The sequence below is a fragment of the Azonexus sp. genome, from assembly GCF_030824335.1.
Classification (GTDB): domain Bacteria; phylum Pseudomonadota; class Gammaproteobacteria; order Burkholderiales; family Rhodocyclaceae; genus Azonexus.
This window is the reverse complement of record NZ_JAVBXX010000014.1, coordinates 16,385-35,667: the sequence shown is the minus strand read 5'-3', so window position 1 is coordinate 35,667 and position 19,283 is coordinate 16,385. Positions and strand designations below refer to the sequence as shown.

Genomic DNA, 19,283 nt, shown 5'->3' with positions numbered 1-19,283 from the left:
TCATGCAGTTGAATCCTTCCGAAATTTCTGAACTGATCAAGAGCAAGATCCAGAACCTGCAGGGCGCATCGGAAGTGCGCACGCAGGGCACCGTGGTTTCCGTCACTGACGGTATCTGTCGCGTGCATGGCTTGCAGGACGTCATGCAAGGTGAAATGCTGGAATTCCCCGGCAACACCATCGGCATGGCACTGAACCTCGAACGTGACTCCGTTGGTGCCGTTATCCTCGGCGAATACGAGCACATCTCCGAAGGCGACATCGTCAAGACGACCGGTCGCATTCTGGAAGTGCCGGTTGGTCCGGAACTCCTCGGCCGCGTGGTCAACACGCTGGGCCAGCCGATCGACGGCAAGGGTCCGATCAACGCCAAGGAAACCGACAAGCTGGAAAAGGTTGCACCAGGCGTTATTTGGCGTAAGTCCGTTTCCCAGCCGGTACAAACCGGTCTGAAGTGCGTTGACTCCATGGTGCCGGTTGGCCGTGGTCAGCGCGAACTGATCATTGGCGACCGTCAGACCGGCAAGACGGCTGTTGCGGTCGATGCCATCATCAATCAGAAGGGCACCGGCGTTTTCTGCGTCTATGTCGCTATTGGTCAAAAGGCTTCCACCATTGCCAACGTCGTGCGCAAGCTCGAACAGCATGGCGCGATGGCCAACACCATCGTGGTTGCCGCTTCCGCTTCCGAGTCCGCAGCACTGCAGTATCTGGCACCGTACGCCGGCTGCACGATGGGTGAGTACTTCCGCGACCGCGGTCAGGACGCACTGATCGTTTATGACGATTTGACCAAGCAGGCTTGGGGCTACCGTCAGGTTTCCCTGCTGCTGCGTCGTCCGCCTGGCCGTGAAGCTTATCCCGGCGACGTGTTCTATCTCCACTCACGCCTGCTGGAGCGCGCTGCTCGCGTTTCCGAAGAATGGGTCGAGAAGTTCACCAAGGGTGAAATCAAGGGCAAGACCGGTTCGCTGACCGCACTGCCAGTGATCGAAACCCAAGCCGGTGACGTTTCCGCCTTCGTGCCGACCAACGTGATTTCCATTACCGACGGTCAGATCTTCCTGGAAACCGACCTGTTCAATGCCGGTATCCGTCCCGCGATCAACGCCGGTATTTCCGTTTCCCGCGTCGGTGGTGCTGCCCAGACCAAACTGATCAAGAAGCTCGGCGGCGGTGTTCGTCTGGCTCTGGCTCAGTACCGCGAACTCGCTGCATTTGCCCAGTTTGCTTCCGACCTCGACGAAGCCACCCGCAAGCAGTTGGAGCGTGGTCGTCTGGTGACCGAGCTGATGAAGCAAGCCCAGTACTCGCCGATGAGCATCTCCGAAATGGCCGTTACGCTGTACGCAGCTGACAAGGGCTACTTTGATGATGTCGAAGTCAAGCGCGCGCTGGAATGCGAAAAGGCAATGATCAGCTTCCTCAAGGCCAATCACGGCGAAGTCATGAACACCATGGAATCGACTGCTGACCTGAGCGCTGACACCGAAAAGGCACTGGCTGCCGGCATCCAGGCTTTCAAGAGCACCTGGGCCTGATCTTAGGAGAACGCCATGCCTAGCGGCAAGGAAATTCGCAACAAGATCAAGAGCGTCGAAAACACGCGCAAGATCACCAAGGCCATGGAGATGGTGGCCGCATCCAAAATGCGCAAAGCGCAGGACCGGATGCGGGCTGCCCGCCCCTACGGCGAGAAGATCCGGCGCGTTGCAGGCAATTTGTCGCACGCTCTGACCGAGTACAAGCATCCGTTCCTCGAAACGCGTGAGCAGAAATCGATCGGCATGGTCATTGTCACTTCTGACAAAGGCCTGTGCGGTGGCTTGAATTCCAACGTCTTGCGCATGATTTTGGTCAAGATGAAGGAACTCGATAGCCAGCAGATCAAGTTCCAGGCAACCTGTATCGGTAACAAGGGACTTGGTTTCATGCAGCGCGCTGGTGCGAACGTTGTTTCGCACGTCATCGGGCTGGGTGATACCCCGCATCTGGAAAAGTTGATCGGACCACTCAAGCTTCAACTCGACGCTTACATGAAGGGCGAGATTGACGCGCTGTATATCGGCTACACCCGCTTCATCAACACGATGAAACAGGAACCGGTTTTCGAAAAACTGCTGCCGCTTTCCGACGACGTCGTCAAGGCTGAACACCAGCCGGGCTGGGACTATGTCTATGAGCCGGAAGCCCAGCCAGTGATCGACGATCTCTTGCTCCGCTATGTCGAAGCGCTGATTTACCAAGCCGTAGCCGAAAACATGGCCTCCGAGCAGTCCGCCCGGATGGTTGCCATGAAGTCTGCGTCGGATAACGCGAAGAACGTTATCGGTGAATTGAAGCTGGTCTATAACAAGGCCCGTCAGGCAGCGATTACCAAGGAACTGTCGGAAATCGTGAGCGGCGCAGCCGCCGTCTGATTGAAGCGCGAAGCTTTTAATTATTGGGGATTTGAATATGAGTCAAGGTTCCATCGTTCAGTGTATCGGCGCAGTTGTGGACATCCACTTCCCGCGCGACGCGATGCCGAAGGTCTACGACGCACTCAAGCTGGATGCTGCAGAAGTCAATGGGATGGCCGAAGAAGGTCTGACCTTTGAAGTGCAGCAACAGTTGGGTGACGGCGTCGTCCGTACCATCGCCATGGGTTCATCCGACGGCCTGCGCCGCGGCATGAAGGTTAACAACACCGGTGCCGGCATCTCCGTGCCGGTCGGTATGGGCACGCTTGGTCGCATCATGGACGTCCTCGGCCGTCCAATCGACGAAGCTGGTCCGATCGAGTGCGACGAGCTGCGTGAAATCCACGCTGCCGCACCGAAGTTCGACGAACTGTCGTCCTCCGTTGATCTGCTCGAAACCGGCATCAAGGTTATCGATCTGATCTGCCCGTTCGCCAAGGGCGGCAAGGTTGGTCTGTTCGGTGGCGCCGGCGTCGGCAAGACCGTCAACATGATGGAGTTGATCAACAACATCGCCAAGCAACACGCGGGTCTGTCCGTGTTTGCCGGTGTTGGTGAGCGTACCCGTGAAGGTAATGACTTCTATCACGAAATGAAGGACTCCAACGTTCTCGACAAGGTCGCGATGGTGTTCGGTCAGATGAACGAGCCGCCGGGCAACCGTCTGCGCGTTGCGCTGACCGGTCTGACCATGGCCGAACGTTTCCGTGATGATGGTCGTGACATTCTGTTCTTCGTCGACAACATCTACCGCTACACGCTGGCCGGTACCGAAGTGTCCGCACTGCTTGGCCGTATGCCTTCCGCCGTGGGCTATCAGCCGACGCTGGCTGAAGAAATGGGCCGTTTGCAAGAGCGTATTACCTCGACCAAGGTTGGCTCGATCACTTCCATCCAGGCCGTTTACGTGCCTGCCGATGACTTGACCGACCCGTCGCCTGCTACCACCTTCCTGCACTTGGACTCCACGGTCGTGCTGTCGCGTGACATCGCCTCGCTGGGTATCTACCCGGCTGTCGATCCGCTCGACTCCACCTCCCGCCAGCTCGACCCGCAGGTCGTTGGTGAAGAGCATTACGCCGTTGCCCGTGCCGTGCAGATGAATCTGCAGCGCTATAAGGAACTGCGTGACATCATCGCGATTCTGGGTATGGACGAACTGTCGCCGGAAGACAAGCTGGCTGTTAGCCGTGCGCGTAAGATTCAGCGCTTCCTGTCGCAGCCGTTCCACGTGGCTGAAGTCTTCACCGGTTCCCCGGGCAAGTTTGTTCCGCTCAAGGAAACCATCAAGGGCTTCAAGGGCATTTGCGCCGGTGAATATGATCATATTCCGGAGCAGGCGTTCTACATGGTCGGTGGTATCGAAGAAGTTATCGAAAAGGCGAAGACGCTGCAGTAATGCGGCCTCAGCATAGGAGCCAGCAATGGTTATGACCGTTCATTGTGATATCGTCAGTGCCGAAGAATCCATTTTCTCCGGTCTGGTGGAAATCGCAGTGTTTCCCGGCGAGTCCGGGGAACTTGGCATCCTGCCGCAACATACCCCACTGCTAACCCGCATCAAGCCCGGCACCATTCGTCTCAAGGTGCCGGATCAAAGCGAGTTTGAACTGGTGTATGTCTCCGGCGGCATGCTGGAAGTGCAACCCAACATGGTTACCGTGTTGGCGGACACCGCTATTCGTGCCCATGACCTTGACGAAGCCAAAGCGCTTGAAGCGAAAAAGCGTGCTGAGGAGGCCTTGGCCAATCGGCGTGCAGAGATCGATTACGCGGCAGCCGAGTCGGAACTGGCACAAGCAATCGCTCAGCTTCAGGCAATTCAGCGTCTGCGCAAGCACACTCACTGAGTATCAGTGTTCAGGAAAAAGGCAGCTTAGGCTGCCTTTTTTATTGTCGTGAATTTTTCTGCATCGGGCGGATAAGCCATGCACTACGACCTACCGGACTTACGGCTAGTCGCTGCCATTGCTGACACAGGCAGCCTGACCCGCGCCGCTGAGCGCGTGCATCTGGCGCCATCATCAGCGAGCCACCGTCTGACGCAACTGGAAGCCACACTTGGTGTAGCGCTGTTTCAGCGTCATGCGCGTGGTCTGACCACGACCTCGGCAGGTGAATCGCTGTTGCGCCATGCTCGGCAGGTATTCGCTCAGCTTGAACAGATGCACGCCGATCTCGCGCCTTACGCTAGCGGCCTGAATGCCCAGGTCACCGTCTTCGGCAATACCAACGCGATCAACTGCTTCCTGCCGGAGGATCTCGGCGATTTTCTGCGCGAGCATCCAAAAATCCGCGTTAGCCTGGAAGAGCAGCCAAGTCCGGCCATCCTCCGCGCTGTTGCCAGCGGACAGGTAGACATCGGTGTTGTTGCAGCCGAGGGCGATTTCGGCGGGCTGGAAGTGACGCCCTACCGGCGCGACCGGCTGGTGCTGATTGTTGCGGTCGACCACCCCCTGGCGCAAAAACCCGAGATCGCCTTCGCCGACGTGCTGACCGAAGCCTTCGTCTGCCTGCACGCCGGCAGCGCCATCCACACTTTCATGATGAACCACGCGGCGCGCCTTGGCGGCCGGCTCGATGTGCGCATCCAGGTGCGCAGCTTCGCCGCCGTCTGCCGAATGGTCGCAGCCGGCGTCGGCATCGGCATGGTGCCGCGCTCGTCGGTTTCTGCGGTCGACCGCCTGAAAACGGTGGAAATCGCCGACGCCTGGGCGCCGCGCGACCTCCACCTGTGCGTCCGCGAACGCGCCGCCCTTGGCCCGGCGGCGCGCGCGCTGTTCGAACACCTGGCAACGATGGGCCTCGCCTGAAACTCAGGACGGCATCAAGGTGATGCTGATCAACTCGATAGCGCCGTCATGGCGGGAGCAGCGGAGCAATCCACTGCATTGATCAGGCCGTTATTTCTATATCGCCACGTCGCTTTGCTCCTCGCGATGATGGACGAATCAGCTGTTCATCAGCCCGGGATCGGCGTCAGCCAGTCGGTGTGGCGCGCATCCTCGCCGCGTACGCAGGCGAAGAAGGCCTGTTGCAGCTGGCGGGTCAGCGGGCCGGGGCGGCCGTTGCCGATTCTTCTACGGTCGACCTCGATCACCGGCGTGATTTCGGCGGCGGTGCCGGTCAGGAAGACCTCGTCGGCGCAGTACAGCGCGTCGCGGGTGATGCGCTTGCTGCGCACCGCCAGGCCGAGTTCGCCGGCCAGCGTGCACACCGTGCGGCGGGTGATGCCGTCGAGCGCCGACGTCGTTTCCGGCTGCAGCAGTTCGCCGTCGCGGACCAGGAACAGGTTTTCGCTCGACCCTTCGGCGACGTAGCCTTCGGTATCGAGCAGCAGCGCCTCGTCGTAGCCGTCGCGCCGCGCCTCGCGCACGGCAAGGATGGAGTTGGCGTACATCGAGATCGCCTTGGCCCGGCACATCTGCACGTTCGGATGATGCCGCGCGTACGACGAAACGCGCACGCGGATGCCGTTGTCCAGCGCTGACTGCCCGAGATAGGCGCCCCAGTCCCAGGCGGCGACCATGACGTGCGTTGCCGCGCCGGCCGGATCGACGCCGAGCTTCTCGGCACCGAGAAAGACCAGGGGCCGGATGTAGCCGCTGGCCAGGCCATTGCGGGCAACAGCCTGGCGGCAGGCTTCGGTCAGCGCGGCGCGGTCAAACGGCATCTCGATCGCCAGGATGTGCGCCGAATCCTCAAGCCGTTTCAGGTGTTCGTCGAGGCGAAAGATCGCCGGGCCGGCCGGCGTCGCGTAGGCGCGCAGGCCTTCGAAGCAGCCGTAGCCGTAATGCAGGGTATGGGTCAGCACGTGCACTTTCGCGTCACGCCAGGGCAACCACTGGCCGTCGAGCCAGATGAATCCGTCCTTGTCTTGCATGATGGTTTTCCTCGAAATATTGGGGTCGACCGCAAAATTGGTCGTTCGCAGGGCGCGGGGGTGGGCGCGGCAGGTTCCGGAGGCGGCCGTTGCCGGGTGGGCGGGGCGCGGCGGAGAGGAGCGGTGTACTCAGGATGCGGTTGCCAACAGATGAATTCAAACGAATTATTTGTTTATCGAATGAATTTAATTCACCGGTGTGTATCCATGGTCCGTCGCTGCTGTGGTGCGTTTGTTCATCCAGCCGCTGCTGCTGATCTGGGAACGCGGCGAGATGGCGGTCGCATGGCCCCATCCCGTCGGGCCAGAGGTGATTACGGTCTAGCGGTGATTGGTATGGTCGCGATCTGATCGGCGTGCGCATCGCGCACTAGCCAGCGGATGAAGGCCATCGCCGCCGGCCTTTCCTGGATCGCCGGTGGCGCGACGACATAGAAGCTGCGGTCCGAGCAATCGGTGGAGAACGGGCGGCACAGGCGCCCGTCGGCCAGGTAGGGGAGTGCCAAGCTGCCGGCCATCAGCGCGACGCCGTGGCCGGCAGCGGCGCCTTCGAGCATCAGCAGCGCATCCTCGTAACGCGGCCCGCTGGCTGGCTCGCCCCGCGTCAGCCCGGCGGCGGCGAACCAGCGCTGCCATGAAAGCAGCGGGTGGCGCAGCAGGCGGCAGTGGTCGAGATCAGCCGGCACCGCTAGTCCAGCCGCCAGTTGCGGGTTGCAGACTGGGAAGATACGTTCCTCGAACAGTTTCCAAGCGAGCAGGCCGGGCCATTCCTCCTCGCCGTAGCGCAGTCCGAGATCGGCTTCGCCGGCGAGTAACGGGCCGAGGCTGGTGGCCGTCGATAACATGAATTCGAGGTCGGGATGGCTTTGCTGATAGGCGGCGACTCGGCCGACCAGCCAGCGGCTGCCGAGCGCCGGCGCCGCCGAAATGTGCAAGCGCTCGACCTGTGGCGCCCGCAACTGGGCGCTGGCCTCGTCAAGGCGCAATAGCGCGTCGCGGACGACGGCAAGGTAGCGGCGCCCAGCCGGCGTCAGCACAACTGCCCGATGCCGGCGTTCGAACAGCGGCTGACCGAGGTGTGCCTCAAGCAGCCGGATACGGTGGCTGATCGCCGACGGCGTCAGATGCAGCGCCTGTGCCGCAGCAAGGAAACTGCCCAGGCGTGCCGCCGCCTCGAAAGCGGGGAGTGCGTGTAGGGGCGGCAGGTCGTGCATCGCCAGACTATTCGCTGGCGGCCTTCATCTCAGTCATGAACTCGCGCTGGACCTGCCGCAACTTCGGTGTCGCCGAGCCCATCATGCCCTGGATCTCGGGCATGATCTTCTGCATCATCAGCGGCATCTTGCGGATTAGCGCCTGGCCGGCCGGTGTCCGGTAGAAGTTGAGCATGCCGGCGACTTCATCCTCGCTCAGCGATTCCCGGTAGATGCGAATGTACAGCGGTTCCATCCGTTCCCAGGCGAGCTCGTCGCGCATTACCACCAGCATCTTGCTTTTCATATTGTCGATTGCCTGCTGCTGTTTCCCGGTGGGCTTGCGCTCGCCGAGCGCGATGCGGATGCCGACGTTCATCTGCTTGTCAAGTTGCGCGTTCGTGCTATCGACCAGTTCGCGTGCGTGCGTGACGGAGAGCAGTTCGCGAATCGACGCTTCGCTGGCTGGTTCGGCAGCAGCGGTGGTGGCGATGAACGACAGGGCAGCAAACAGCAGGCGGAATCGGGTCATGAGCGGCTCTCTTGGATTATGACGAAGGCGTGTTCCGTCATTGTATTGCGGTCAACGCCGGAAAAGCGAGGAAAACCGGCGTTTGGGCACTCAAGGCCAATGAGCGATCAGCGCCCACCGCCAAGACGGCGGGCGACCTTTATTGGCGGTCGTTTCAGCGTCGACCGCCAAGAATTGAACCAAGTACCCCACGCAAAATTTGTTTGCCGATTTCCCGCCCGACCGTTCCGGCGACGCTACGCGCCGCACTTTTGGCGGCGGCTTCCAGAACGCCTTCGCGGCGTCCGCCGCGCGGACCGGTGGTGCCGGTAAGCATGTCGCCAAGACCACCAAACAAGCCACCAGAGGACGCTTCGACCGGTTCCGGCAAGGGTTCCGGCGCCGGTTGCGGGCGCGCTGGCGCATTGGGTCGAGCTGGTGCACCGGGTGCCGGAATGGCGCCAGGACCGCCTTTCTTCGCGCCGGTTGGTTTGCCGCGCAGGATTTCATAAGCGGATTCGCGATCAACGGTGGTGCCGTAAGTGGCGAGTAGCGGCGAGGCGTCCATGCAGGCCTTGCGTTCTTCATCTGTCAGTGGCCCAAGCCGTGAAGCCGGTGGAAAGATAAAGGCGCGGTCGACGATGTTGGGGCGGCCTTTTTCATCGAGGAAGGAGACCAGCGCTTCACCGACGCCAAGTTCTGTAATGACTTCGGCAGCGTTGAATTTCGGATTGGCACGCATGGTTTCGGCCGCCGATTGGACCGCCTTCTGGTCGCGTGGCGTAAAGGCGCGCAGCGCATGCTGAACGCGGTTGCCGAGCTGGCCAAGGATTTTTTCCGGGACGTCGAGTGGATTCTGCGTGACGAAAAAGACGCCAACGCCCTTGGAGCGAATCAGGCGGACGACTTGCTCGACCTTGTCGGTCAGTGCAGCGGGGGCGCCGTCAAAAAGGAGGTGGGCTTCGTCGAAAAAGAAAACGAGCTTCGGCTTGTCGAGATCGCCGGCCTCCGGCAGTTGTTCGAACAGTTCGGCCAGCAGCCAGAGCAGAAAAGTCGAGTACAGCGCCGGGGCGTGGATCAGTTTTTCGGCGGCGAGCACATTGATGACGCCGCGGCCGTTGCTGTCGACCTGCATCAGGTCATTGATGTCGAGCATTGGCTCGCCGAAGAAGAGATCGCCGCCCTGCTCTTCCAGCGTCAGCAGACCGCGCTGAATGGCACCGATTGATGCGGTCGACACGTTGCCGTACTCGGTTTTGAACTGCGCAGCGTTGTCGCCGACATGCTGGACCATCGCCCGCAGATCCTTCAGATCAAGCAGCAGCAGGCCCTGATCGTCGGCAATCTTGAAGACCAGTTGCAGTACGCCGGTCTGGGTGTCGTTCAGGTTGAGCAGGCGAGCGAGCAACAGCGGTCCCATGTCGGAAATGGTGGCGCGCACGGGGATGCCTTTTTCGCCAAAGACATCCCAGAAAGCGACGGTATTGGCGTAATTGGCATAGCCTTCGATACCGAGTTCGTCGATGCGTTTCTGCAGTTTTGGCGATAGCGTACCGGCGGCACCCATGCCCGACAGGTCGCCCTTCACATCGGCCATGAACACCGGCACGCCGATGTAGGACAAGCGTTCAGCCAGCGTCTGCAGCGTTACCGTTTTGCCGGTGCCGGTGGCGCCGGTGATCAGGCCATGGCGATTGGTCATCTGCGCCAGCAGCGCGGGATAGGTGTCGTTATCGGACTTGGCAAGGTAAAGGGGTTCGGACATGGCAGTATGGGTCGAAGAATGGGTCGAAAATTGCGGCAGTCCGGATTGCGATCCGTTTGACTGCCGGGAGTGTCAACAAAGACTTGGTCAGCGCTGCGTGGTTTCCATGCGCACGGCCAGCCATCGGCCATCGATCCGTTCCAGTTCGAATTCCTCGACTGACTCGAAGCGATAGGGCTTGCCGGAAAGCTTGCCTTGTTCAATGACCAGCGAGCGCAGGCGCAGCTTGGTGCATGCGGGCGCACTCAATCGGGCGGTCAGTGAAAGTCGGCGATGGCTGTAGTCTTCCAGCGATTTGATCGCCTGCAAGGTACTGCTGACCACTTCGTCCCGCGTGAATTCGATGCTGCGCATCTTGTCATCCCGGGTACGGATGGTTGCTCTGGCCGATACATCGGGGGCCAGCATGGCGATCAGGGAGTCGCCATTGCGCTCGCTCAGTGCCCGATCGAATTGATCAAGCCAGATCTGGGCGATTGCCTGCGGTTCGCATGCCTCGGATGTGCTGTTCGAGGCAGGATTCTGCAAATCCTCAAGCGCCTTGCTGCTGATCTGTTCTACCTGTGCAGCGTATTGGTCAATCTCGTTTTCGAAATTGCCCGGCACATAAAAATCGGGAATTTTGTCCAGCAGAACAGGGAGTAGCAGGGTCAGCAAGGCGCGGGTACGTCGGTCGCCTTTCTGGTTTGGACTGGCCGTTTCGCGGGCAAAGCCCACTTTTCCCGGATCGATGTCCAGGCTGTTGTCGTCCACCGTCAGCGTGGTTCCGCCAAAATTGACCTTGTTATAGGTACCGGGCAGGTTCTTCGAACCCGCCGCGTGTTCCGGCGTGAGCACGTAGGGTTCGTGATCGGTGCCGCGTATGCCGATGGTGGCCTGTGGCGTGACTACCTTGTTTTCGGCCCGGTTCAGCTTGCCTATCCAGCCAGTCACGATGCGCAGGGAACCCGTCAGCAGCTTGACGATTTGATGATCCTGTTTCTCTCCCTTGGCCGCGAAACGTTCCACGACAAATTCAGCATTCGGTCGAACGGCGATCAAGCCGGCATCCTGCATCTTGAGCAGGGCTTCCCCATTGGCCGAGGCACGGATGGTTTCACCGGCATAGATGGGCGAATTGACGGCCAGTTTTCTGGCCGGACCTCGAACTTGGGGTTGCGCTTCAATGTTCCCCTGCAGGCGCCAGACTGTGCCGATAACGGCTTTGTCGACTTGTTGTGCAGTGGCCAGCGGGCTCAGTAATACGGTGACTGCGGCAAGGCAGGCTCCGAGAAACAAACGCACTGATTTCCGGCTCATGGATTTCCCTGTCATTGAAAGGTTTTTGTTTGAGTTTATACGAAAATTCCCGCACTCCGATAAAATGCGCGGTCTCAAGCAATTCACTTCCAATTCACTACACAGCAAGGGGTTTTGTCATGGCGGGGCACTCGAAATGGGCCAATATCCAGCATCGCAAGGGCCGTCAGGATGAGAAGCGCGGTGCCGCCTTCTCGAAGATTGCCAAGGAAATCACCGTGGCGGCCAAGATGGGTGGCGGCGACGCCGCTTTCAATCCGCGCCTGCGTGTTGCGGTCGACAAGGCCAAGGGCGTCAATATGCCCAAGGACAAGATCGATACCGCGATCAAGAAGGGTACCGGTGAACTCGAGGGCGTTGAGTACATCGAGATTCGCTACGAAGGCTACGGCATCGGCGGCGCGGCGATCATGGTTGATTGCCTGACCGACAACAAGGTGCGCACGGTGGCCGAAGTTCGTCATGCCTTCTCGAAGTTCGGCGGCAACATGGGTTCCGATGGCTGTGTGGCTTTCCAGTTCAAGCATGTCGGCCAGATGATTTTTGCCCCGGGCACCGATGAAGCGGCGCTGATGGATGCCGCCATCGAAGCCGGTGCTGACGACGTGACGACCAACGACGATGGCTCGATCGAAGTCCTGACGCCGCCGAACGACTACATGGCGGTCAAGGACGCGCTGGAGGCCGCCGGTTTCAAGCCGGAATTCGGCGAGGTGACGATGAAGCCGGAAGGCGAAAACGTCTTTACCGGCGACGATGCGGTGAAAATGCAGAAACTGCTCGACGCGCTGGAAGGTCTGGACGATGTCCAGGAAATCTACACCACGGCAGTGATGGACGAATGATCCGGTACGGGCAAAGGCGACAGGGCGGCACGCGGGGCCGCCCTTTTATTTGATGCAGCGCGCCTATCCGCTGCTTTTCGTCTTTTTGTGGAGCACCGGCTTCGTCGGTGCCAAGTACGGCCTGCCGTACGCCGAACCGCTGTCTTTTCTGCTGACGCGGTACGGGCTGGTCATCGGGCTGATGTTGCTGGTCGTGCTGGCTACCCGCGCACCGTGGCCGAAGGAGCCGGTGCAGTGGCTGCATATCGGGGTTTCCGGCGTGCTGGTTCATGCGGTTTATCTGGGTGGCGTGTTCATTGCGATCAAGCATGGCCTGCCGGCTGGCATCACCGCGCTGGTGGTTGGCATGCAACCCTTGCTGACGGCATTCGGCGCCGGCTGGTTGCTCGGCGAAAACGTCAGCAAACGCCAGTGGGCCGGCTTGGCGCTGGGTTTTGTCGGCGTCGGGCTGGTGGTTTCCGGCAAATTTGGCGATGCTGCGCTGGGGCCGATGCTGTGGCCAGCCATCGTTGCGCTATTGGCGATTACTAGCGGCACGCTGTACCAGAAACGGTTTTGCGCCAGATTCGACCTGCGCACCGGCTCGCTGATCCAGTTTGTGCCGACGGCCATCGTCACGGCGATTGCCGTCGCCTTGTTCGAGGACTACCGCATCGAATGGACCGGCGATTTCCTGTTTGCACTCGGCTGGCTGGTTCTGGTCTTGTCGATTGGCGCCATCGCGCTGCTCAACCTGCTGATCCGCAGCGGTAGCGCGGTCAACGTGGCCAGCCTGTTCTATTTGACGCCGCCGACGACGGCCTTGATTGCCTGGGTGGTTTTTGGCGAACAACTGACGTTGACCGCAGGATTTGGCATGTTGGTCGCGGTCAGTGGCGTCTATCTGGTGGCCAGGCCGGCAAGATGAGCGACATGCCGAACGACATGCCGGGCGCGGTACGTATCCTGGGCATCGACCCCGGTTTGCGGGTGACCGGCTTTGGCGTCATCGAAAAGCACGGCAATCAGCTGATTTATGTCGCCAGCGGCTGTATCAAGTCGAACGACAAGGAATCCCTGCCCGAGCGCATCGGTACGCTGTTTGCCGGGATCAGCGAGGTGCTGGCGACTTACCGGCCGAATCAGGCGGCGGTGGAAAAGGTTTTTGTGAACGTCAATCCGCAATCGACCTTGCTGCTCGGCCAGGCACGCGGGGCGGCGCTCAGTGCGCTGGTGCACGGTGGCTTGCCGGTGGCGGAGTACACTGCGTTGCAGGTCAAGCAGGCGGTGGTCGGGCACGGCAAGGCGGCCAAGGAGCAGGTGCAGGACATGGTGGTTCGCCTGCTCAAACTGCCGGGTTCGCCGACTGCCGATGCGGCCGATGCGCTGGCCTGCGCGATTTGTCACGCGCACGGTGGGCAGGGCTTGGGCGCATTGGCGACGGCGGGGTATCGCGTTCGCGGCGGCCGGCTGATAGGATGAGAACCTGTTTGAACATACAGTATCGGGAAAACCCATGATTGGAAGACTCAGCGGCCTGCTCGCCGAAAAGAACCCGCCGCAGATCGTGCTTGATGTAAACGGCGTCGGTTATGAGCTGGATGTGCCGATGAGCACCTTCTACAACCTGCCGGCCAGCGGCGAAAAAACCACCCTGCTCTGCCACTTTGCCGTGCGCGAGGATGGGCATTACCTGTACGGCTTTCTCAGCGAAGGCGAACGTTTTGCCTTTCGCCAGTTGCTCAAAGTCTCCGGGATCGGCGCGCGGACGGCGCTGTCGGTGTTGTCCGGGCTGTCGGTCGCCGATCTGTCGGCCGCCGTGGCGCAGCAGGAACTGGGCCGCCTGATCAAGATTCCCGGCATCGGCAAGAAGACCGCCGAACGCCTGTTGCTCGAATTGAAGGGCAAACTGGCCGAAACGACCGGTGTTTCACTGAATCTTGCGGTCGACGATGCTCGGGGCGATATTTCCAACGCGCTGCTGGCGCTCGGTTACAACGAGAAGGAAGCGGCAGCGGCGATGAAGCAGTTGCCGGCTGATGTCGGCACGTCGGACGGCATCCGGCAGGCGCTCAAATTGTTGTCCAAAGCCTGATGCTGTTAGCCGAAGAAGAACCCAAGCGTCTGGCTCAGATTGCGCTGGTGGTGCTGCTGATTGTCGGCTGCGTCGCCGTCTTGCTGCCCTTTATCGGTGCGGTACTGTTCGCTTTTGTGATCTGGATCTGCTCTTGGGAACGCTATCGCGACACTTTGCTGCCGCGCATTGGTGGGCGCGATACCTTGGGGGCGGCGCTGATGGTCTTGCTATTGGTGCTGATCCTGCTGGTGCCGACGGTTTTCCTGGCCGGCGCGCTGGTCAGCGGTGGCGATCAATTGATTGAATGGATCAAGCCTTATGTCGAAGGTGGTCTGGCCAACGAAGCACCGGTCTGGGTGGCGCAGTTGCCGCTCGTTGGCACCCCGATTGTGGATTTTTGGCACGAGCTGGCGCACAGCCGGCAAGCCTTCAACACCCTGCTCGCCCAGATGCTGGCGCCAGCCCGGCAATTCCTGCTGGCGGCCGGGGGCGTTGCGGCGAATGGCTTGCTGCAATTGGCGCTGGTGCTGTTCGTGGTGTTTTTCCTGTACCGCGATGGCGCAACCGTGGCCAATGCGCTGCAGGTTGGCGCGCGCAAGCTGGGTGGCGAGTTGGGTGAAGGTATGCTGGAAAAAGCTCGTGGCACCGTGCTCGGCGTCATGCTCGGTATCGTCGGGACGGCAGCGGCGCAGGGGTCGGTGGCTCTGCTTGGGTTCTTGATTGCCGGTGCGCCAGCGCCCGCCCTGCTCGGTTTTGCCACCTTTTTCCTGTCGATGATCCCGATCGGCCCGCCGCTGGTTTGGGGTGGCGCGGCGCTTTGGCTCTATAGTGATGGCCAGCTTGGCTGGGCGATTTTCATGGCGCTTTATGGCTTGCTGGTGATCAGCAGCATCGATAACTTTCTTAAACCCATCCTGATGGCACGCGGTGCGGGACTGTCCGTGCTGTTCATCGCGCTGGGTGTGCTGGGTGGCGTACTGGTCTTTGGCTTCATCGGCATTTTTCTCGGGCCGGTATTGCTGGCCTTGGGCCATATGCTGCTGACGCGCTGGCTGCGCGAGGAAACACCCACATGATCGAAACCGACAAGCTGATTGCTCCCCAAATTGCGGTCGACCGCATCATTGCGCCACAAACCAAGTCGGCGCAGGAGGAGGCGCTCGAACGCGCGCTGCGTCCCAAACGCCTGGCCGATTACACCGGTCAGGTGAAGATCCGCGAACAGTTGGAAATCTTCATCCAGGCGGCGAAAAATCGTAGTGAATCGCTCGATCACGTGCTGTTGTTCGGCCCGCCAGGTCTGGGCAAAACTACGCTGGCGCATATTGTTGCAGCCGAAATGGGCGTCAATCTGCGCTCGACCTCCGGCCCGGTGCTGGAGCGGGCCGGCGATCTGGCGGCCATCTTGACCAATCTCGAACCGCACGACGTGCTGTTCATCGACGAAATCCACCGCCTGAGTCCGGTGGTCGAGGAAATCCTTTACCCGGCGCTGGAGGATTTCCAGATCGACATCATGATCGGTGAAGGTCCGGCGGCGCGTTCGGTCAAGCTCGACCTGCCGCCTTTTACGCTGGTCGGCGCGACGACGCGGGCCGGCATGCTGACCAATCCACTGCGCGACCGCTTCGGCATCGTCGCCCGACTGGAGTTTTACAACGCCGAAGAGTTGCAAAGCATCGTCAGCCGTTCGGCGGCGCTGCTCAATGCGCCGATCGATCCGGCCGGGGCCTTCGAGATCGCCAAGCGTTCACGCGGCACGCCGCGTATCGCCAATCGGTTGCTGCGCCGGGTGCGCGATTACGCCGAGGTCAAGGCCGACGGCAACATTACCCGCCCGGTGGCCGATGCGGCCTTGCATATGCTCGATGTCGACGGCGCTGGCCTCGACCTGATGGACCGCAAGCTGTTGTCCGCCGTGATCGACAAATTCGGCGGCGGTCCGGTCGGTGTCGATAACCTGGCGGCGGCGATTGGCGAGGCACGCGACACCATCGAGGATGTGCTCGAACCCTATTTGATCCAGCAGGGCTATCTGCAGCGCACCTTGCGCGGGCGCATTGCGACGCCCGCCATCTACCGCCATCTTGGCCTGGCCGAACCGGCCAGTGCCGTAGTGCGGGACTTGCTGGCGGATCGCTGAAGCGGGTTGCCGGCTCAGGCCGGATTGCGTGCCGGCGTTTCGTCAGCCGCCAGACGGACGCCGTTGCGGCCATTTTCCTTGACTGCGTATAGTGCCTTGTCGGCCCGGCTGATGGCCTGTTCCGGTGATTCGCTGCCATTGAACTGGCTGACCCCGAAGCTCATGCTTGTACGGATTTCAGGATGCTCGGCACTCGGTGTGGCAGCCTCAATTTCCTGGCGTAATTTCTCGGCGATCGCCAAGCCTTCTTCCCCGGTGCAGCCGGGCAACACCAGCAAAAACTCCTCGCCGCCCCAGCGAATGGCAAAATCGGCGGCGCGCAGGGTTGACCGCAATAATTCGGCAAGATTGGCCAGCACCAGATCGCCGGTACGGTGACCGTACTGGTCGTTGATACGTTTGAAATGATCGATATCGGACAGCAGGAAGGTGATGGGCTGCGGCTTGCGGCGGTAATTGGCCAGCAGTTTGTCGATCAGGATGGCGAATGCGTGACGATTGAGCAGGCCGGTCAATTTGTCCGTGGAGGCCATTTTCTCAATCCGCGATTGATAGTGGCCTAGCGTCAGGTAACTGAGGAAAGTCACGATCAGCGTGACCAGCAGGCTGATCGCCAGGTTGACGTAAAGCGTCTGGCGAATGCCGGCCAGTGCGACATCCTCGTTCTGTTCGACAAACAGGTGCCATTTCAGTTCGGGCAGGTATTTGACGTTGAGGATGTGGTTGTCGCCCTTGTCCTCGAATTGGTAAAGGCCGCTCCGCTCTTTCAGGATTTGATCCAGTTGTGCCGCCAGGCCGGGGCGGGTACGTAGATCCGGCTGAGTTTCAGCTTGACTACCAAAAACGACGACCTTGCCATTTGCATCGGTAAAGTAAATGGTGCGCTTGAAGCGTGTCTGGTACTCGCGAATCAGGTGACGAACCGAATCGACCGTCAGCCCGATGCCGGTCGCGCCGATGTACTGTCCGTCGAAATCGAAGACGCGATAGTTGATGAAAATGGTCAGTGCGTCACGGTTGGCCAGGTCGGGGTCGACATTGATTTCGTAATCTTCCTGCATGTCACGTACCCGGAAATACCAGTCGTCCCTTGCTTCGCCTTCCTTCACCTGCTTGAGCACACCTTCGCCGGTGTAGTAATTGCCGGATTTTTCGGAAACGAAAAAGCTGCTGAATGCCTTGTTGCGGATTTTGACCTCGGCCAGGTAGCGGGCCATTTCCGTGACCTCATTTTCACCCTTGAGTACCCAGTCACGCAGGAAGGTGTCGTGGGCCATCGTCGAGGAGATCAATACCGGGCGAACCAGATCGCGCTGGATTTCCGAATAGATGTTGCTCGACGTCAAGGGCAGATCCTGGCCGATGATCGCGCTACGGATGGCTTCCTTGGAAACGAAGTAACCGAACAGCGTAGTCGCGAAAAAACCGCCGCTGAGCAACAGGCTCAGCAGGAGGATCATGCTGCGGCGATTGGCAATCTGAAAAGGTCGGGACACGACGCTGATTATGCGTGAGCCCGACCGTGAATGCCACTTTGTCCGGATAACAGTTTTTATGGGGTATTAATTCGCTTTGAAACAAGCTGTTACAGAATAATGTTGCAGCGCAAGGTAGAATCTTGGGATGAAATATGTACCCAATCCCAACGCCTTTTCCATTCCGGTCCGCGTTTATTACGAAGATACCGATGCAGGTGGCGTGGTTTACTACGCCAATTACCTCAAATTCTTTGAGCGTTGCCGCACGGAATGGATGCGTTTTGCCGGTCATGACCAGTCGGCGCTGGCCGCCGAGGCAGGCATTGGGTTCGTTGCCCGCAAGGCGAGTTGCGAATACTTGAAGCCGGCACGCCTGGACGACGAACTGACCGTCGGCCTTGAAGTTGAAAAACTGACGCGGGTGCGCGTCGTCTTCCGTCAGCACGTGCGGCGCGGCAACGACGAACTGGTCACCGGTACTGTTGAAATTGCCTGCGTCAACATGAGTACCATGAAGCCCTCCCCTATCCCCGATTTTCTGCACGCCAAGCTGGAAGCACTGAAATGAACGTTACTCAGGATATGTCCATCCTCCACCTGATTCTCCAGGCCAGTGCTGTCGTGCAGGTTGTCATGGCGCTGCTCGCCGGGGTTTCGCTGATGTCCTGGTACTACATTGCAATGAAGTGGTTTGCCGTGAAACAGGCGCGGACCAAGACCGAAGGTTTCGAGCGCGAATTCTGGTCGGGTGGCGACCTGAACAGTCTGTACAACAGTGCGGTCAATGATCGCCACCATGCCGGTTCGATGGAACGTATCTTTGAAGCGGGTTTTCGCGAATTCACCAAGTTGCGCGGCCAGAAAAACCTGGACTCCAAAGATGTGGTCGATGGTTCGCGTCGCGCCATGCGCGCTACCTACCAGCGCGAAATGGATGCGCTGGAGTCGCACCTCGCTTTCCTCGCCTCGGTCGGTTCGGTGTCGCCGTACATCGGTCTGTTCGGTACCGTCTGGGGCATCATGCACGCCTTCCGGGCGCTGTCCAATGTCGGTTCGGCAACGCTGGCCTCGGTGGCGCCGGGGATTGCCGAAGCGCTGGTTGCCACGGCCATCGGTTTGTTTGCCGCCATTCCGGCCGTCTTGGCGTACAACCGCTTTGCCCATGATATCGACCGCATTGCCGTACGTTACGAGTCGTTCATGGAAGAGTTCTCCAATATTCTCCAGCGGCAGATGCGGTAAGCCATGCGCCAGCGCCGACTGAAAAACGAAATCAACGTCGTTCCCTACATCGACGTCATGCTGGTCTTGCTGGTTATCTTCATGGTGGCCACGCCGATGATGACGACCGGCTCGGTCGAGTTGCCGTCGTCCGGCACCGCACCGCAAAAGCCGGACAAATACTTGAAGGTGGAAATCACCAGCGACGGCAAAATGTCGATTTATGACACTGAAGGCAAGTCAACGAAGGTCGGTGGCATCAAGGAATTACGCACCGAACTGGGTGACTTGCATGCGCACGACCCGCAGATGCCGGTGTTGATCGCTGGCGACAAGGAAACCCAGTACAAAAACGTCATCGAGATTCTTGACGAGGTGAAGAAGCTGGGATTTCAAAAAGTGGCGCTTGAAACGAGCAGCAAATAGT

At 59.9% G+C, this 19,283-nt stretch carries 20 protein-coding genes; 14 read left to right on the top strand and 6 right to left on the bottom strand.

The genetic code is table 11. The features are described from left to right. Positions 1–2 precede the first annotated feature (2 nt). From atpA to RCI20_RS10185, 5 genes are all read left to right on the top strand, one after another. The gene (gene atpA / locus RCI20_RS10205; protein WP_306605108.1) at positions 3–1,541 is read left to right on the top strand and encodes a F0F1 ATP synthase subunit alpha; all 1,539 of its coding nucleotides are present in this window, start codon (positions 3–5) and stop codon (positions 1,539–1,541) included. A 15-nt stretch (positions 1,542–1,556) separates the two neighbouring features. After that, positions 1,557–2,420: a F0F1 ATP synthase subunit gamma gene (gene atpG / locus RCI20_RS10200; RefSeq protein WP_306605106.1), complete on the top strand. Its 864-nt coding sequence runs from the start codon at positions 1,557–1,559 to the stop codon at positions 2,418–2,420. Positions 2,421–2,457: 37 nt separating this feature from the next. Next, positions 2,458–3,861 (top strand): F0F1 ATP synthase subunit beta, encoded by a 1,404-nt coding sequence (gene atpD, locus RCI20_RS10195; RefSeq protein WP_306605104.1) that lies wholly within the window; start codon positions 2,458–2,460, stop codon positions 3,859–3,861. 25 nt (positions 3,862–3,886) lie between these two features. Beyond that, positions 3,887–4,312 (top strand): F0F1 ATP synthase subunit epsilon, encoded by a 426-nt coding sequence (locus RCI20_RS10190; RefSeq protein ID WP_306605102.1) that lies wholly within the window; start codon positions 3,887–3,889, stop codon positions 4,310–4,312. A 78-nt stretch (positions 4,313–4,390) separates the two neighbouring features. Continuing rightward, positions 4,391–5,275 (top strand): LysR substrate-binding domain-containing protein, encoded by an 885-nt coding sequence (locus RCI20_RS10185; RefSeq protein WP_306605100.1) that lies wholly within the window; start codon positions 4,391–4,393, stop codon positions 5,273–5,275. Positions 5,276–5,424: 149 nt separating this feature from the next. Here RCI20_RS10185 and RCI20_RS10180 read toward each other — a convergent pair whose 3' ends face one another. The 5 genes from RCI20_RS10180 to RCI20_RS10160 all read right to left on the bottom strand — a co-directional run bounded on the left by RCI20_RS10180 (position 5,425) and on the right by RCI20_RS10160 (position 11,113). Next, positions 5,425–6,345 (bottom strand): branched-chain amino acid transaminase, encoded by a 921-nt coding sequence (locus RCI20_RS10180; RefSeq protein WP_306605098.1) that lies wholly within the window; start codon positions 6,343–6,345, stop codon positions 5,425–5,427. Positions 6,346–6,659: 314 nt separating this feature from the next. Then, positions 6,660–7,559, bottom strand: a complete 900-nt coding sequence (locus tag RCI20_RS10175; RefSeq protein WP_306605096.1) for a LysR substrate-binding domain-containing protein — start codon at positions 7,557–7,559, stop codon at positions 6,660–6,662. Between the two features lie 7 nt (positions 7,560–7,566). Further along, positions 7,567–8,070: a DUF2059 domain-containing protein gene (locus RCI20_RS10170; protein WP_306605094.1), complete on the bottom strand. Its 504-nt coding sequence runs from the start codon at positions 8,068–8,070 to the stop codon at positions 7,567–7,569. A 154-nt stretch (positions 8,071–8,224) separates the two neighbouring features. Beyond that, complete coding sequence (locus RCI20_RS10165; protein WP_306605092.1) at positions 8,225–9,814, bottom strand: helicase HerA-like domain-containing protein; 1,590 nt, start codon at positions 9,812–9,814, stop codon at positions 8,225–8,227. Between the two features lie 87 nt (positions 9,815–9,901). Beyond that, positions 9,902–11,113, bottom strand: coding sequence for a FecR domain-containing protein (locus RCI20_RS10160; RefSeq protein WP_306605090.1), 1,212 nt, complete (start codon positions 11,111–11,113; stop codon positions 9,902–9,904). 119 nt (positions 11,114–11,232) lie between these two features. Here RCI20_RS10160 and RCI20_RS10155 point away from each other — a divergent pair, with 119 nt between their 5' ends. The 6 genes from RCI20_RS10155 to ruvB are packed head-to-tail and all read left to right on the top strand — an operon-like array spanning position 11,233 to position 16,157. Further along, a complete protein-coding gene (locus tag RCI20_RS10155; protein WP_306605088.1) occupies positions 11,233–11,958 on the top strand; it encodes a YebC/PmpR family DNA-binding transcriptional regulator in 726 nt (241 codons plus the stop codon). 52 nt (positions 11,959–12,010) lie between these two features. Next, positions 12,011–12,865 (top strand): DMT family transporter, encoded by an 855-nt coding sequence (locus tag RCI20_RS10150; RefSeq protein WP_306605087.1) that lies wholly within the window; start codon positions 12,011–12,013, stop codon positions 12,863–12,865. Positions 12,866–12,870: 5 nt separating this feature from the next. Then, positions 12,871–13,419 carry a crossover junction endodeoxyribonuclease RuvC gene (gene ruvC / locus RCI20_RS10145; protein ID WP_373691516.1) on the top strand — a complete coding sequence of 183 codons (549 nt, stop codon included), beginning with the start codon at positions 12,871–12,873 and terminating at the stop codon, positions 13,417–13,419. 34 nt (positions 13,420–13,453) lie between these two features. Further along, positions 13,454–14,032 carry a Holliday junction branch migration protein RuvA gene (gene ruvA / locus RCI20_RS10140; protein WP_306605082.1) on the top strand — a complete coding sequence of 193 codons (579 nt, stop codon included), beginning with the start codon at positions 13,454–13,456 and terminating at the stop codon, positions 14,030–14,032. After that, positions 14,032–15,090 carry an AI-2E family transporter gene (locus RCI20_RS10135; protein WP_306605080.1) on the top strand — a complete coding sequence of 353 codons (1,059 nt, stop codon included), beginning with the start codon at positions 14,032–14,034 and terminating at the stop codon, positions 15,088–15,090. Before ruvA ends, RCI20_RS10135 begins: the two co-directional genes overlap by 1 nt. Further along, positions 15,087–16,157 carry a Holliday junction branch migration DNA helicase RuvB gene (gene ruvB, locus RCI20_RS10130; RefSeq protein ID WP_306605078.1) on the top strand — a complete coding sequence of 357 codons (1,071 nt, stop codon included), beginning with the start codon at positions 15,087–15,089 and terminating at the stop codon, positions 16,155–16,157. Before RCI20_RS10135 ends, ruvB begins: the two co-directional genes overlap by 4 nt. Before the next feature lie 14 nt (positions 16,158–16,171). Here ruvB and RCI20_RS10125 read toward each other — a convergent pair whose 3' ends face one another. Further along, positions 16,172–17,653 carry a sensor domain-containing diguanylate cyclase gene (locus RCI20_RS10125; protein ID WP_306605076.1) on the bottom strand — a complete coding sequence of 494 codons (1,482 nt, stop codon included), beginning with the start codon at positions 17,651–17,653 and terminating at the stop codon, positions 16,172–16,174. Positions 17,654–17,780: 127 nt separating this feature from the next. Here RCI20_RS10125 and ybgC point away from each other — a divergent pair, with 127 nt between their 5' ends. Genes ybgC through tolR form a run of 3 tightly spaced genes read left to right on the top strand, consistent with a single transcriptional unit; the run spans position 17,781 to position 19,282 of the window. Beyond that, entirely contained in the window at positions 17,781–18,203 is a 423-nt protein-coding gene (ybgC, locus tag RCI20_RS10120; protein ID WP_306605074.1) for a tol-pal system-associated acyl-CoA thioesterase, read from the top strand. 14 nt (positions 18,204–18,217) lie between these two features. Continuing rightward, on the top strand, positions 18,218–18,877 hold the full coding sequence (gene tolQ, locus RCI20_RS10115) for a protein TolQ (RefSeq protein ID WP_373691515.1): 660 nt from the start codon (positions 18,218–18,220) through the stop codon (positions 18,875–18,877). Positions 18,878–18,880: 3 nt separating this feature from the next. Next, positions 18,881–19,282: a protein TolR gene (gene tolR, locus RCI20_RS10110; protein ID WP_306605071.1), complete on the top strand. Its 402-nt coding sequence runs from the start codon at positions 18,881–18,883 to the stop codon at positions 19,280–19,282. Position 19,283: the final 1 nt, after the last annotated feature.